The sequence below is a fragment of the Erwinia psychrophila genome, assembly GCF_039023475.1.
In the GTDB taxonomy this organism is placed as follows: Bacteria; Pseudomonadota; Gammaproteobacteria; order Enterobacterales; family Enterobacteriaceae; genus Erwinia.
The window spans coordinates 157044-170111 of record NZ_JBCHVB010000008.1; the positions used below are offsets into that span (position 1 = coordinate 157044).

At 56.8% G+C, this 13068-nt stretch carries 13 protein-coding genes; 6 read left to right on the plus strand and 7 right to left on the minus strand.

Going from position 1 to position 13068, the window contains the following annotated elements; genetic code table 11:
• Positions 1-48: 48 nt before the first annotated feature.
• Entirely contained in the window at positions 49-411 is a 363-nt protein-coding gene (locus tag AAH446_RS17615; protein ID WP_342907975.1) for a hypothetical protein, read from the plus strand.
• A gap of 34 nt (positions 412-445) precedes the next feature.
• On the opposite strand, the gene AAH446_RS17620 is transcribed toward AAH446_RS17615, so the two are convergent.
• From AAH446_RS17620 to trmB, 3 genes are all read right to left on the minus strand, one after another.
• Positions 446-1156 (minus strand): YggN family protein, encoded by a 711-nt coding sequence (locus AAH446_RS17620; protein WP_342907976.1) that lies wholly within the window; start codon positions 1154-1156, stop codon positions 446-448.
• Positions 1157-1251: 95 nt separating this feature from the next.
• On the minus strand, positions 1252-1578 hold the full coding sequence (locus AAH446_RS17625) for a YggL family protein (RefSeq protein WP_342907977.1): 327 nt from the start codon (positions 1576-1578) through the stop codon (positions 1252-1254).
• Positions 1578-2297 carry a tRNA (guanosine(46)-N7)-methyltransferase TrmB gene (gene trmB, locus AAH446_RS17630; RefSeq protein WP_342907978.1) on the minus strand — a complete coding sequence of 240 codons (720 nt, stop codon included), beginning with the start codon at positions 2295-2297 and terminating at the stop codon, positions 1578-1580. Before trmB ends, AAH446_RS17625 begins: the two co-directional genes overlap by 1 nt.
• A 151-nt stretch (positions 2298-2448) precedes the next feature.
• Here trmB and mutY point away from each other — a divergent pair, with 151 nt between their 5' ends.
• From mutY to mltC, 3 genes are read left to right on the plus strand one after another with little or no spacing between them, the layout of a single operon-like run.
• Positions 2449-3537, plus strand: a complete 1089-nt coding sequence (gene mutY, locus AAH446_RS17635; protein ID WP_342907979.1) for an A/G-specific adenine glycosylase — start codon at positions 2449-2451, stop codon at positions 3535-3537.
• Positions 3537-3809 (plus strand): oxidative damage protection protein, encoded by a 273-nt coding sequence (locus AAH446_RS17640; protein ID WP_342907980.1) that lies wholly within the window; start codon positions 3537-3539, stop codon positions 3807-3809. Before mutY ends, AAH446_RS17640 begins: the two co-directional genes overlap by 1 nt.
• A 51-nt stretch (positions 3810-3860) precedes the next feature.
• Positions 3861-4940 carry a membrane-bound lytic murein transglycosylase MltC gene (gene mltC, locus AAH446_RS17645; protein ID WP_342907981.1) on the plus strand — a complete coding sequence of 360 codons (1080 nt, stop codon included), beginning with the start codon at positions 3861-3863 and terminating at the stop codon, positions 4938-4940.
• A gap of 66 nt (positions 4941-5006) precedes the next feature.
• Here the strand turns inward: mltC and AAH446_RS17650 are convergent, their stop codons facing one another.
• Both AAH446_RS17650 and AAH446_RS17655 read right to left on the minus strand, forming a co-directional pair.
• A complete protein-coding gene (locus tag AAH446_RS17650) occupies positions 5007-5834 on the minus strand; it encodes a phosphoenolpyruvate hydrolase family protein (protein WP_342907982.1) in 828 nt (275 codons plus the stop codon).
• 2 nt (positions 5835-5836) lie between these two features.
• Positions 5837-7057, minus strand: a complete 1221-nt coding sequence (locus AAH446_RS17655) for a Tm-1-like ATP-binding domain-containing protein (protein ID WP_342908011.1) — start codon at positions 7055-7057, stop codon at positions 5837-5839.
• Between the two features lie 284 nt (positions 7058-7341).
• Here AAH446_RS17655 and AAH446_RS17660 point away from each other — a divergent pair, with 284 nt between their 5' ends.
• Positions 7342-7980, plus strand: coding sequence for a TetR/AcrR family transcriptional regulator (locus tag AAH446_RS17660; protein WP_342907983.1), 639 nt, complete (start codon positions 7342-7344; stop codon positions 7978-7980).
• A 35-nt stretch (positions 7981-8015) separates the two neighbouring features.
• Here the strand turns inward: AAH446_RS17660 and AAH446_RS17665 are convergent, their stop codons facing one another.
• Both AAH446_RS17665 and AAH446_RS17670 read right to left on the minus strand, forming a co-directional pair.
• Positions 8016-10160: an ornithine decarboxylase gene (locus tag AAH446_RS17665; protein WP_342907984.1), complete on the minus strand. Its 2145-nt coding sequence runs from the start codon at positions 10158-10160 to the stop codon at positions 8016-8018.
• Positions 10161-10726: 566 nt separating this feature from the next.
• Entirely contained in the window at positions 10727-11905 is a 1179-nt protein-coding gene (locus tag AAH446_RS17670; protein ID WP_342907985.1) for an NAD(P)/FAD-dependent oxidoreductase, read from the minus strand.
• A gap of 17 nt (positions 11906-11922) precedes the next feature.
• Here AAH446_RS17670 and AAH446_RS17675 point away from each other — a divergent pair, with 17 nt between their 5' ends.
• Complete coding sequence (locus tag AAH446_RS17675; RefSeq protein WP_342907986.1) at positions 11923-13056, plus strand: NAD(P)/FAD-dependent oxidoreductase; 1134 nt, start codon at positions 11923-11925, stop codon at positions 13054-13056.
• The last annotated feature ends 12 nt before the right edge of the window (positions 13057-13068 follow it).

A 13068-nucleotide genomic window follows, 5' to 3' on the forward strand; every position in this document is an offset into this window, starting at 1 on the left:
ATAGCCTGGCGATGGATATCGTTACTCACAATAAATAGGGAAATAAAAATGAAACAATCTGGACTGAAAGTACTTTTCGCCGTACTGCTCTCTGCCGCAAGCCTTAGCGTCTGGGCCGACAATGACCATCACAAAAGCAGAACGGAGATAGAGCATCGCGGCGAGCAGGGTAAGCATCACGGCGAGCATGAAGGAATAGCGCATCGCGGTGAGCATGAGACGAAGAACTCAGAACATCATCAGTTTGGTAAGAGAGGGAACCCGGAGCACCACAGAATTGACAACAAGCACCCGCAGGAACACAGGGACGGTGACCATCGCCAGGCGGCGAAACATCACACATCAAAACATCATCTGAAAGAAAAAGCGCAGCGTTCAGAGCATAAAAAACCCCATCACGACGAAGCGTAATAGTCAGCAGGCTGCCATCCGGCAGCCTGCTTTTTTATTTCAGCCCGGCGATCAGCGCTTTGCGCTGCCCTTCCAGCGTGGTCACACGGTTGCAGACCTCATGGCCAAAATTCTGAAAATCTTTTTCCTGGCTGCGCCATTCGGCCTGGATAGACTGCTGTAGCCCGCCCAGATTGCCCATGATCGCCTGGAGCGGATTGTCGCTGTTCCCGCCCTGCCTGCCCATCTCGTTCAGGCTGTCCTGCAATACGCCGCCCAGCGCGCTCTGTACCAGCTTTTCGCCATCCTGACGCACCTGATCGATAGCCTGATGGTGAAAGGTGAGCCCGTCGCTGCGGTGTTCAATAATCCGGTTCATCTGCTGCTTAAGCTGGCTGTCCAGCGTAGTCAGCCGGCTGCGCACGTTGCTGTTCTGACCCAGCTTTTCCACGATAACGCCGTCAAGCGCGACGCGCGCTTTCTCAAGACGCTGGCGGGCGCCCTGATCGACCCAGGGCAGATCCCGGCGCAGGGAGGCCTGATAATCAATCGCCTTCTGACGGGTTGCGGTGTCCACCGTCGCCGCCTCTCCGTTACGCTGCACCTCGCCCGTTGGCATGATGGTCAGATTGCCGCTGGCACCCACGACCTGCACGCTCTGAGGGGAAATAACAATGTCATCCTGAGGGTTCACGCTGCACTGGTAGTCTGCCTGCGCCTGACCCGCAGCCAGAAGTAACGCACCCACCATCATCGCTTTACGCATTTGGCTCTCTCCTGAGATCGATGGGGCCACGCAAGCGTGGCCCCGACTGACTTTCTACCGGGCCTGCCGTGATAACGCGGCAGGCGATAAAAGGTTTAGTCCCACCAGACGTCAAAAAGTTCGGTGACCTGAATATTGCTCAGCTTGCGATCTTCCAGCCATTTGCGTACCAGTTCGCGATGCTCTTCGGTGCACTTGCCGGTTTGTTGCAGGCAGATCAGACCTTCCCACTGCAAATAGCCGCTGCCGTCAAAGGCCAGGCCGTTAGGATCGATCGCTTCATTGATCAGCGCATCGACGGTGGAATCGATTGTCTCTTCGCTGGTGCCTTCCGGAAACGAGAAGGCGATGGAGAAGCCCAGTTCCTGAAACTCATCGATGTGCATTTTTTTACGCAAACGACGACTGCGTTGGGTAGCCATTATTTAATCCTCTCAAACATCAGATCCCAAACACCGTGGCCCAGACGCTGGCCACGCTGCTCAAATTTTGTTAACGGACGCGACTCGGGGCGCGGCACGTAGTCCTGCGTTGCTGACTGGTTTTGATAACCCGCAATGCTGTTCATCACTTCCAGCATGTGTTCAGCATAGGCTTCCCAGTCGGTTGCCATATGGAATACGCCACCCAGCTTCAGCTTACGCATTACCAGTTCGGCAAAAGGCACCTGCACGATGCGGCGCTTGTTGTGGCGGGCTTTATGCCACGGATCGGGGAAGAAAAGCTGAACCATACGCAGTGAGTTATCCGGAATCATCTTTTCCAGTACCTCTACAGCATCGTGGCACATCACGCGCAGATTCTCCACGCCAGCTTCCTGCGCGCTTTGCAGGCAGGCGCCGACCCCCGGCGAATGCACTTCAATACCGAGGAAGTTCTGCTGCGGATTCGCTTCCGCCATTGCCACCAGCGACGATCCCATACCGAAACCGATTTCCAGCACAACCGGCGCTTCGCGCCCAAACAGGCCAGCCAGCTCGACAGGCTCAGGCTGGTATTCCACGCCATTTACCGGCCAGAGCGTCTCCAGTGCATGCTGCTGTCCTTTGGTCAGGCGGCCCTGACGACGTACGAAGCTGCGAATACGGCGCATCGCGCGGCCGTTTTCATCAAACTCCGGAGAGATCACATCATTATTCATGTTTCTGCCTGCTGGTCTGCAATATCTGGAAAACGGGCATTATGCAATGTTACAGCTGTTAAGCAAGCCCTGGAAACTTCCGGTTTACAGCATAGTTGGTCTGTGCTGGAATCCCAGCCTGATTTTTTATTCTGCGGGAATTCTCTTTACCATGATGCAAGCGCCGCCGTTCTCAAGCCAGGTTCTGGACTGGTATCAGCGCTATGGTCGTAAAACCTTGCCCTGGCAGCAGGAAAAAACGCCCTATAAAGTCTGGCTTTCCGAAGTGATGCTGCAACAGACTCAGGTTGCCACGGTAATCCCCTACTTTGAGCGCTTTATGTCCCGCTTTCCGACGGTCACCGATCTGGCTGATGCGCCGCTGGATGAGGTGCTGCATCTCTGGACGGGACTGGGCTATTACGCCCGGGCGCGCAACCTGCATAAAGCGGCCAAAACGGTTGCAGATAAGCATGGCGGCGTTTTTCCGCAAACCTTTGAGGAGGTTGCCGCGCTGCCAGGCATAGGACGTTCCACCGCGGGCGCCGTGCTTTCGCTGGCGCTCGGCAAACATTTTCCCATTCTTGACGGCAACGTTAAGCGCGTGCTGGCCCGCTGCTATGCCGTTGCCGGCTGGCCCGGTAAAAAAGAGGTGGAGAACCGCCTGTGGCAGATAAGCGAAACCGTCACGCCCGCAGAGGGCGTCAGCCAGTTTAATCAGGCGATGATGGATTTAGGCGCCATGGTCTGCACGCGATCCAAACCCAAATGTGAGATCTGCCCGCTATCGTCCCGCTGCATCGCCTATGCCAGCGGAAGCTGGGCCAGCTATCCCGGCAAGAAACCGAAACAGACGCTGCCGGAGCGCACCGGCTGGCTGCTGATGATGCAGCGGGAGAATAGCGTCTGGCTGGAGCAGCGCCCGCCCGTCGGCCTCTGGGGCGGCCTGTTCTGCTTTCCGCAGTTTGCCACCCTGCCCGAACTTGAGCAGTGGCTGCGCGATAAGCGGCTCGACGCCGGCGCGCTTCAGCAGGGCATCGCCTTTCGTCACACCTTCAGCCATTTTCATCTGGATATCGTGCCGATGTGGCTGCCGCTGCTTTCCGCCGGTGCGGCAATGGATGAAGGCGCCGGTCTCTGGTATAACTTAGCGCAACCACAGTCCGTCGGGCTGGCCGCCCCGGTGGAACGTCTGCTACAGCAGCTGCGTCACCCGCAACAGCGCGCCCTGAGCATTGGCGCCACAGAAGAGGAAGAGTAATGAGCAGAACCATTTTTTGCACGTTCCTGCAACGCGACGCTGAAGGGCAGGACTTTCAGCTCTACCCTGGCGAGCTGGGCAAGCGTATCTATAACGAGATCTCCAAAGAAGCCTGGGCACAGTGGATGAGCAAGCAAACTATGCTGATCAACGAGAAAAAGCTCAGCATGATGAATCCGGAAGACCGGAAGCTGCTTGAGCAGGAGATGGTGAAATTCCTGTTTGAAGGGCATGAAGTCCATATCGAAGGTTATACCCCGCCAGAAGAATAATCGTTGGGCCTCCGGAATGAGGCCCTCTCAATTTGGGCGAAGCACGACACAATGAATAAAAAACTGATCGGCCTGCTGGTCATCGCGCCGCTGTTAATCTCCTGTTCCAGCAACAAAAAGCCCCTCTTTCATGAAGAGTGGGTAAAAGACACCAACGGCTTTGACATTTTGATGGGCCAGTTTGCCCACAATATCGAAAATATCTGGGGCATGAACGAAGTGCTGATTGCCGGCCCCAAAGACTATGTGAAGTACAGCGATCAATACTTCACCCGCAGCCACATCAACTTTGACGCGGGTTCGATTACCATCGAAACCATTGCCGGGACCAACCCCACGGCCAGCCTCCGTCAGGCGATCATTACCACGTTGCTGATCGGTGAAGATCCGGGCAACGTCGATCTCTATTCCGATGCGAACGACATCAAGCTCGGCAAAGAGCCGCTGCTTTACGGACAGGTGCTGGATAATACCGGCCAGCCGATCCGCTGGCAGGGTCGTGCGGCAAGCTTCGCCGACTACCTGATCCAGAACAAACTCAAGCGCCGTTCCTCAGGCCTGCACGTGATCTGGTCCGTTACCATCCCGATGGTGCCTAACCATCTGGATAAGCGCGCGCATAAATATCTGCCGATGGTGCGCCAGGCGGCGTCCCGATATGGCGTCGATCAGTCGCTGATCCTGGCGATCATGCAGATCGAATCGAGCTTTAACCCTTATGCGGTCAGCCATGCCGATGCGCTGGGTCTGATGCAGGTGGTTCAGCACAGTGCGGGCGTGGACGTGTTCCGCATGAAGGGGAAATGGGGCAAGCCAAGCCGCAGTTACCTGCTCGATCCGGAGAATAATATCGATGCGGGGACGGCCTATCTGTCGCTGCTCCAGTCGAGCTATCTCGCCGGCATTAGCGACCCGACCTCGCGTCGCTATGCGGTGATCACCGCCTATAACGGTGGCGCAGGCAGCGTACTGAAAGTCTTCTCAAGTGACAGGAACAAGGCGTTTAACGTCATCAACAACCTGTCGCCTTCCGAGGTTTACCAGACGCTGACGAAGAACCACCCTTCCGCAGAATCACGTCGCTACCTCTATAAAGTTAACACCGCGCAGAAGAGCTATCACCGCTACTAGCCGTAAAGCAAAAAGCGGCGAACCGACGTTCGCCGCTAAGCTAAATTGCCATGGCACTGGCAGAACCTAACGACGAATCGTTTTAAACTGTTTTGTCGTCTCGGTCAGGGCGATCTCTGAAGGCAGGCGCTCCATAGAGCTTGCGCCATAAAAACCGTCGCACTGTGGACAGTGGTTCAGAATGTATTCCGCATCCTGTGGGCTGGAGATAGGCCCGCCGTGACAGAGCACGATCACATCCTCGCGTACGGCTTTGGCCGCCGCTGCCCATGCATTAATTAACGCCACGCAGTCCGACAGCTTAAAGGCCGTTTCCGCGCCAATATTGCCGCCGGTGGTCAGCCCCATATGGGGAACGATGATATCCGCGCCTGCGGCCGTCATGGCGACCGCATCCTCCTCGCTGAAGACATAAGGCGTGGTCAGCATATCTTTCTGATGCGCCAGCCGGATCATCTCCACTTCCAGATCGTAACCCATGCCGGTTTCTTCAAGATTTGCCCGGAAATTGCCGTCAATCAGGCCGACAGTCGGGAAGTTCTGCACGCCGGAAAAGCCCAGCGCCTTCAGCTCATCCAGAAAACGATCGAACTGGCAGAAGGGATCGGTACCGTTTACACCTGCCAGCACCGGCGTCTTCTTCACCACGGGCAGCACTTCTCTGGCCATATCGACCACGATCTCGTTTGCATTGCCATAGGCAAGCAGTCCGGCCAGCGAGCCGCGGCCCGCCATCCGGTAGCGGCCCGAATTGTAGATGACGATCAGATCGATACCGCCCGCTTCTTCACATTTGGCGGACAGCCCGGTGCCCGCGCCGCCGCCGATAATCGGCTCACGACGGGCAATCATTGCCTGAAATTTATTCAGTATCTCCTGACGGGTAAAAGCCATACTCAGAACTCCTTCTCCGCAAGCGCCCGGAAGTGCTTCACCGCAGCTTCCGCGAATTGTGGATCGTTAATGTTACAGGGCAGCCGGACAATCTTCCGGCGCTCCGTTTGCAGCAGATGCGCTTCAAGGGTGGTGATAAAGGCGCGATCCGCCTCTGGCGACCAGAACGGCTGACCTTCGCTGTCCAGCGCCGAAAAACCTTTTTCCGGGATCAGGAAGGTGATATCGCCTTCGCAGCGGTTGAGCCTGGCGGCTATCCACTGCGCCATCGCGACGTTCTCGTCCGGCGTGGTACGCATCAGCGTAACCTGCGCGTTGTGATGATAGAAAAGCCGATCGGCATACTTTTCCGGCACGGTAGAAACGTGGCCAAAATTGACCATATCCAGCGCGCCGCAGGAGATAACGCAGGGAATACGGGTTTCTGCCAGCGCCGCAAAGCGCGTGTCGTCGCAGGCGAGGACGCCGCCAAACAGTAAATCGCACACTTCGGTCGTGGTGAGATCCAGCAGGCCGGATAGCATACGGCTCGCCACGAGCTTCTCCATCGCGTTGCCGCCGCTGCCCGTGGCGTGAAACACCAGACAGTCATAATCTTCTTCCAGCGCAGCGCTGACCTGCTGAATACAGGGCGTGGTGACGCCAAACATGGTCAGCCCCAGCGCGGGTTTTCCCGGGATATCTTCTTCCTGCTGGAACAGCACCGCCCCGGCAATCTGGTTGGCCGCATTGCCCAGTACACGACGGGAGATGCGGTTCAGACCGGCGACGTCGGTAACGGAATAGACCATGCTGATATCGCTGGCGCCGATATAACCGGAAATATCGCCGGAGGCCATCGTCGATACCATCACTTTCGGTACGCCCACCGGCAGCGACTGCATGGCGGGGGTAATCAGCGCCGTGCCGCCCGATCCGCCCAGGCCAATCACCCCCAGCAGATCGCGCCGCTGGCTCAGAAATTGTTTAAAGGCCAGCGCCATCGCGTCAATCGATCGGCCCCTGTCTTCGCAGAAGACCGCGCCACGACCTTCGGGATGAAAATCGGCGATCAGCTCCGGCGGGAAATCGGCCCGTGAGGGGGAACTGCCGCGCTGCGTGGAGAGATCCACCGTCACGACATTAACGCCCGCCTTCGCCACCGTTTCACTGACGAAAAACAGTTCTCTTGCTTTAGTATCTGCCGTCGCGACGGCATAGACAAACCCTGTAGCTGCACTCATAGTCATCACAACACCCTGTTATAAGACGCAATAAAGACTTGATTAAGCACAAGTAAAAAGTTAATAACGTCGAAGTATCGCTTGCGCTCATCGCTTTGAGATAACAGTATCATCTAAATCAATGGTAAATCAATTGAATGGAATGTGCGTCTCAGAGGGATGTTGGCTATGCTTACGGATGAAACCTGTTCGTCAGGTTATGCGGGAGAAGAGGAAAATTTACTCACTGCCGTCCTTTAATTGCTTAAATTTTAAGTAAAATTAACCGTTAAAATGAGGTTATTGTGGAGCAAAGGGATTCCGCTGGGGTGACAACACTGACCGCCACACGTGCGAGAACGCGTCGTTTACTGATTGAAACCGCAATGAAAATGTTCGACAGCGGCGCCTTTCCATCCATTACCGAGGTGGCGCAGGAAGCGCAGCTTTCCCGCGCGACGGCATACCGTTACTTCCCGACCCAGAGCGCGCTGGTTTCCGCCATCGTGACGGAAACGCTCAGCCCGATTAAAAGCTGGCGGCCTTCCCGCGAAGAGGTGGGCGACCGCATTGATGAGCTGCTCTCTTTTGCCTTTCCGCGGATGCTGGAGCATGAAGGGACGCTGCGGGCCGCGCTGCATCTCTCGCTGACGCAGTGGGCGCAATCGCAGGCCACCGACAGGCCCGGAAAAGAGAAGCTGGTGCGTGGGAACCGTAAAGCGCTACTGCAACATGTGGTGGAACCGCTGAACAAAGAGCTTCCACCTGAGATGGTGCAGCGGGTTATTCAGTCGCTTTCCCTGGTATACGGCTCGGAGATCTTTCTGGTGATGAAAGATATCTGGGGCTGTGACAACGAACAGTTACAGGACATCGGCAAGTGGATCGCCAAAGCCATTGTCCGTCAGGCGCGCGAGGAGGCGGGCGTACGGCCTGCAAGCTAAGCGGACAGGAGCCGGCAGTGCCGGCTCCTGAACGATCAGGATTGAATCATATAGCCATACAGCCGCTTAACGCCCGAGTCGTCCGCCTCAGCGTAGACGCCCTGTAGCTCAGGCGAGAAGCCGGGTAACAGATTCAGCCCCTCTTCCAGCGCCAGGAAATAGCGCTGCACGGCGCCGCCCCACCGCTCTCCCGGCACCACACAGAGCACGCCCGGTGGGTAAGGCAGCGCCCCTTCCGCCGCAATCCGCCCCGCCGCCTGCGCGACAGGCACCAGCTCAACGTCGCCACGAATAAACGCGATATTGGCATCCTGAGGATTCATTGCGCTCTCCGGCAGGCTCTCCTGACGGAACATCGCCTTCTGCAAATCCTTCACGCCGTGGCTGACATAGAGCTGATGCATTTCCTGACACAGACGGCGCAGCGTGTAGCCTTCATAGCGCGCCCTGTTTTTCCGGTAGATGGTCGGCAGCACGTCGCGCAGCAGGGCATCTTCTTTAATATGCTGTTCAAACTGCGCCAGCCTTGCCACCAGGTGCGCCATCTTCTCCACGCTCTCCGCTGGCGTCAGCAGAAAAAGGATCGAGTTGAGATCGCACTTCTCCGGCACCACGCCATTCTCACGCAGATAATTTGCCAGGATTGTCGCCGGAATGCCAAACGAGGCGTACTGGCCGGTGGCCGCATCAATACCCGGCGTGGTCAGCAGCAGCTTGCAGGGATCGACCAGATACTGATCTTTCTCATAGCCGGCAAAGCCATGCCACGCGGCGCCCGGCGCATAGCTGAAATAGCGCGGATCGGCGGCGATCGCGGCGGTTGCCGCCTCCTGCCAGGGCTTGCCATCCACCTCATCAGGAATAAAAGGTTTAATCATTTCGCACTTTTGCAAAATGGCCTTGCGGGTATCAATGCCCAGCATGACGCATTCATGCCACAGGCGGCGCCCCGCCTCGCCCTGATGCATTCTGGCATTGACATCCAGCGCGGCAAACAGCGGGTAAAACGGGCTGGTAGAGGCGTGCAGCATAAAGGCGTTATTGAGCCGCTTGTGGCTGCAAAAGCGCTGCTGGCCGCGGATATGGTTATCTTTTTTATGGATTTGCGAGGTCTGTGAAAAACCCGCCTGCTGCTTATGTACCGACTGGGTGACGAAGATGCCCGGATCCTGTTCATTAAGCTCAAGCAGCAGCGGAGAACACGCCTGCATCACCGGGATAAACTGCTCATAGCCGACCCAGGCGGAATCAAACAGGATGTAGTCACACAGGTGGCCGATAGTGTCGATAACCTTCCGGGCGTTGTAGACGGTGCCGTCATAGGTGCCGAGCTGGATCACCGCCAGGCGGAAAGGACGCGCCTCTCCGGCACGTTCAGGCGCCACCTTTTTAATCTGCTCACGCAGCCAGCCTTCACTGAAACAGTGCGCGTCGATGCCGCCAATAAAGCCAAAGGGATTGCGGGCCGTTTCCAGATAGACCGGCGTGGCGCCCGCCTGGATCAGCGCGCCGTGGTGGTTTGATTTGTGATTATTGCGATCGAACAGCACCAAATCCCCACGCGTCAGCAGCGCGTTGGTCACGACCTTATTGGCGCTGGAGGTGCCATTAAGTACGAAATAGGTTTTATCGGCGTTAAAGACCCTGGCGGCAAACTTCTGCGCGTGCTTGGCTGACCCTTCATGGATCAGCAAATCGCCAAGCTTCACGTCCGCGTTACACATATCGGCCCGGAAAATATTCTCGCCAAAAAAGTCGAAAAACTGGCGGCCCGCCGGATGCTTTTTGAAGAACGCCCCGCCCTGGTGCCCCGGACAGGCGAAAGTACTGTTATCCATCGCCACATATTTGGTCAGCGTCTGAAAAAACGGCGGCAGCAGCCCCGTCTGATAGTCAGAGGCGGCGGCTTCAAGCAGCGCGGCATCACCAGGCTCGCCCGTGAGTAAACCGGTTACCGCCGGCAGATCCTGCGCCTGTTCCGGCTCGTCCAGCGCGATAAAAACCGGCAGGTTAAAACCGGTATGCCGGAGTAGCGCCAGCACGCCGCTGCGCGAATCAGAAACGGACAGCACCACCGCCGCCACATCGGTAAAATCGGTTTTCTCCAGCGTAACGACTTCGCGTCCGGTCTGGAGGTGAATAGCCACAGTGGTGCTGGCTGCAATTTTCAGTGGTGTCATAACACAAATCCTTAAGCGGCAAGGATGAGAGGGTGCCACAGGCACAGTTTTGGGAGACGGCAGCAGCCCTCGCCCGGCGAAAGGTGTCTGGAGGATGAACAGCCAGTGAATGCAGGCTTCTACCGATAGACATCAGTAAAATCAGATCGCGTCTGTTTTTACGCATGGCCATGAGTTAAGCGTATGAAAACCTCACCGGACGGTGACGATATTTTTTGGCAGGATGTGACAAGCGAAACGGCGCGCGTGCGGCATCGGAAGATGTCGGGAACAGTTGCTGAAAAGCAGCAGTGAACCTTGCATAGCGGCGGCCTCAAACGGGAGAAATAAAGGTGTGCATCAGTAAGGCCGCAATCATGGCATTTTTTATTTTGCGGTTCAAGAAGAGGGGCGGCTGAAAGCGGGCGCGGTGTTTGGTTAAGTACAAAACCGGGCGCTGCGCAGGGGCAAGTTATCGGGGACAATATGAAATCGTCCGTGGGAACCTGGAGGCCGCGTCCCTGCGGCATATGCCCCGTAATTATTGTGGCTTAAGCAGATCTGGCAGGGCTGGTTGCTTCCTTCCCTTATAACCAGTGCTGCGCCTGAATCTTCTCGCCTTCGCTGAACCGCGATAAACGGAAAGCGGCGGGATCGGCAATGGGTGTGGCGTTGGTGACCAGATCCGCCATCAGATGACCGGCGGCTGGCGCAATACCGAAACCGTGGCCGGAGAAGCCAGTCGCCAGATACAGACCCGGCAGCGAAGGCGCGCCAGAGATAACCGGAATGGCATCGGGCATTGTATCAATCATTCCTCCCCAGCTTTGCGCAACCTGCACCTTGTCCATTGATGGCAGCCACTGCTTCAGGCTCAGCAGCATCTGGCTGATTATCGCCGGGTTGATGCGAGGCTCCAGCACCCGAATCCGCTCATAGATTGAGACTTTATCGGCATGTCCCGGCTGCCAGTGTAGCGCCTCTTCAACAAATCGCTTGCCCAGCCGTAACTGAACAGACTTACGCTCGTGCCAGAAAGCGGGAAAGAACGGCTTGATGAAGCGTAGCGAATCAGGGGTAATGTCAGCCGTGTTAGTGGCTGAGCTGGCTATGGTCAGGCCTCCATCCAGCCTTTTGCGCAGCGCCACGTTGCCAAAGCTGGCGCAAAAGGTGATATCACTCTGTACCGGACGCGTTCGCATCACCGTGGAGAGCACCTTAAGCTGGGGCAGAGCGATGCCCATTCCCTGCATCAGCAGCCTGGACCAGACGCCGCCCGCCACCACCACAGAGTGGCAGTTCACCACGCCATGTTCGGTAACAACGTGGCTGACGCGTCCGGCGGACTGCTCAATAGTGCGTACCGCGCAGTGCTGCTGAATATTAACCCCAAGCGACATTGCATATTTTGCCATCGCCGGCGTCGCTTTCTGCGGTTCAGCCCGCCCATCGAGCGGCGTCCAGAGTCCACCAACAAGGGTGCCATTCAGACCCGGAAGTTTCTCCTTTGTCTGAGCGGGCGACAGCATCTCACTGTGAATATCATAATTGCGCGCTTCCTCTATCCAGCGCAGGTGCCGCTCACGTTGCTCCTCCGTGCGTGAGGTATAGAGAATGCCTTCCCGGCGAAAGCCCGTTTCTCTGCCGACCAGAGCATTCATCCCTTCCCACATTTTCATACTTTCGTGGATCAGCGGCAGCTCACGCAGATCGCGCCCCGTACGGCGGCACCAGCCCCAGTTCCGGCTGGATTGTTCAGCGGCCACGGTGTGGCAAAAAGGTCGTGGTACTGGATGCGAATGCGCTGGGCAGCGGCGGCAGCACCCGCACTGGTGGCATGATAAGCAGCGGCCAGAAACTGGTGGTGGGCGGTGCGATAAAGGGCATCTCTGTCGAGTTGTTCAGCCGCATGATTGCCGATTCCATCGCCTCTTACGCCTTTATTCAGGATCTGGTGAAAAACGAGCAGCTGGATGCCGATCTGTTTATCGGCGGTCGCTACTTCGGTGCACACACTAAAAAGCAGCTCGACAGTCTGTACGAGATGGGCGATATCCTGCACAGCGTAACCGGCGTGACCGTACATAAAGTGAAGCGAAAAGAGCAGGCATCAATTATCGGATCGGAGTTTTATCACGGCGGGATCCTGGTAGATGAGTATGGCGGCGTACATCCCGGGAAATATAACAGGGCACTGCGGGATCTCGCTCGTAAGCTGGGTGCAGGCCTCTATTCCCACGCACGCGTCACTTCCGTTACGCCCCGTAACGGGCTGAAGATTGTGGATACTGAACGCGGTGCCATCGAAGCGCAGGAAGTGCTGGTGCTCACTAATGGCTATACCGATTCACTGGCTACGCCAAACCTGGTAAAACGCATTGTCCCGGTAAAAAGTTATCAGATTGCGACCGAACCGCTGCCGCCTGAGCTGATGGCTAAACTGATCCCCGGTGGCAGGATGATTACCGACAGCCGACGCGATCTGATCTACACCCGCCCTTCTCCCGACGGTACACGTCTGCTGTTTGGATCGCGTCCTGGCATCATGGACTGCGATGACAAGACGGCAGCAGTCAGGCTCCGCGAACGGATGCTGGCTATCTGGCCGGAGCTGAAAGATTACCGCATCAGCCATGCCTGGAGCGGCTATGTTGGTATGACGCGCGACAAAACGGCCTATGCCGGGCTTATGGATAACGCCCGTTTTGCCGTAGGCTGCAACGGTAATGGCGTGGCGCTGATGAGCTGGCTGGGATACCGCACGGCGCAGAAGGTGTTGGGCACAGAAGAGCGCCCACTCTCATTCGACCGCCCGACGTTTAAGCGCATTCCGCTTTATGATGGCCGCCCCTGGTTTGTACCGTTCGTCAGCGGCTGGTATCGTCTGCGTGATGTTGTGGATAAGCGGCTGGACTAATTACCCTGCCCA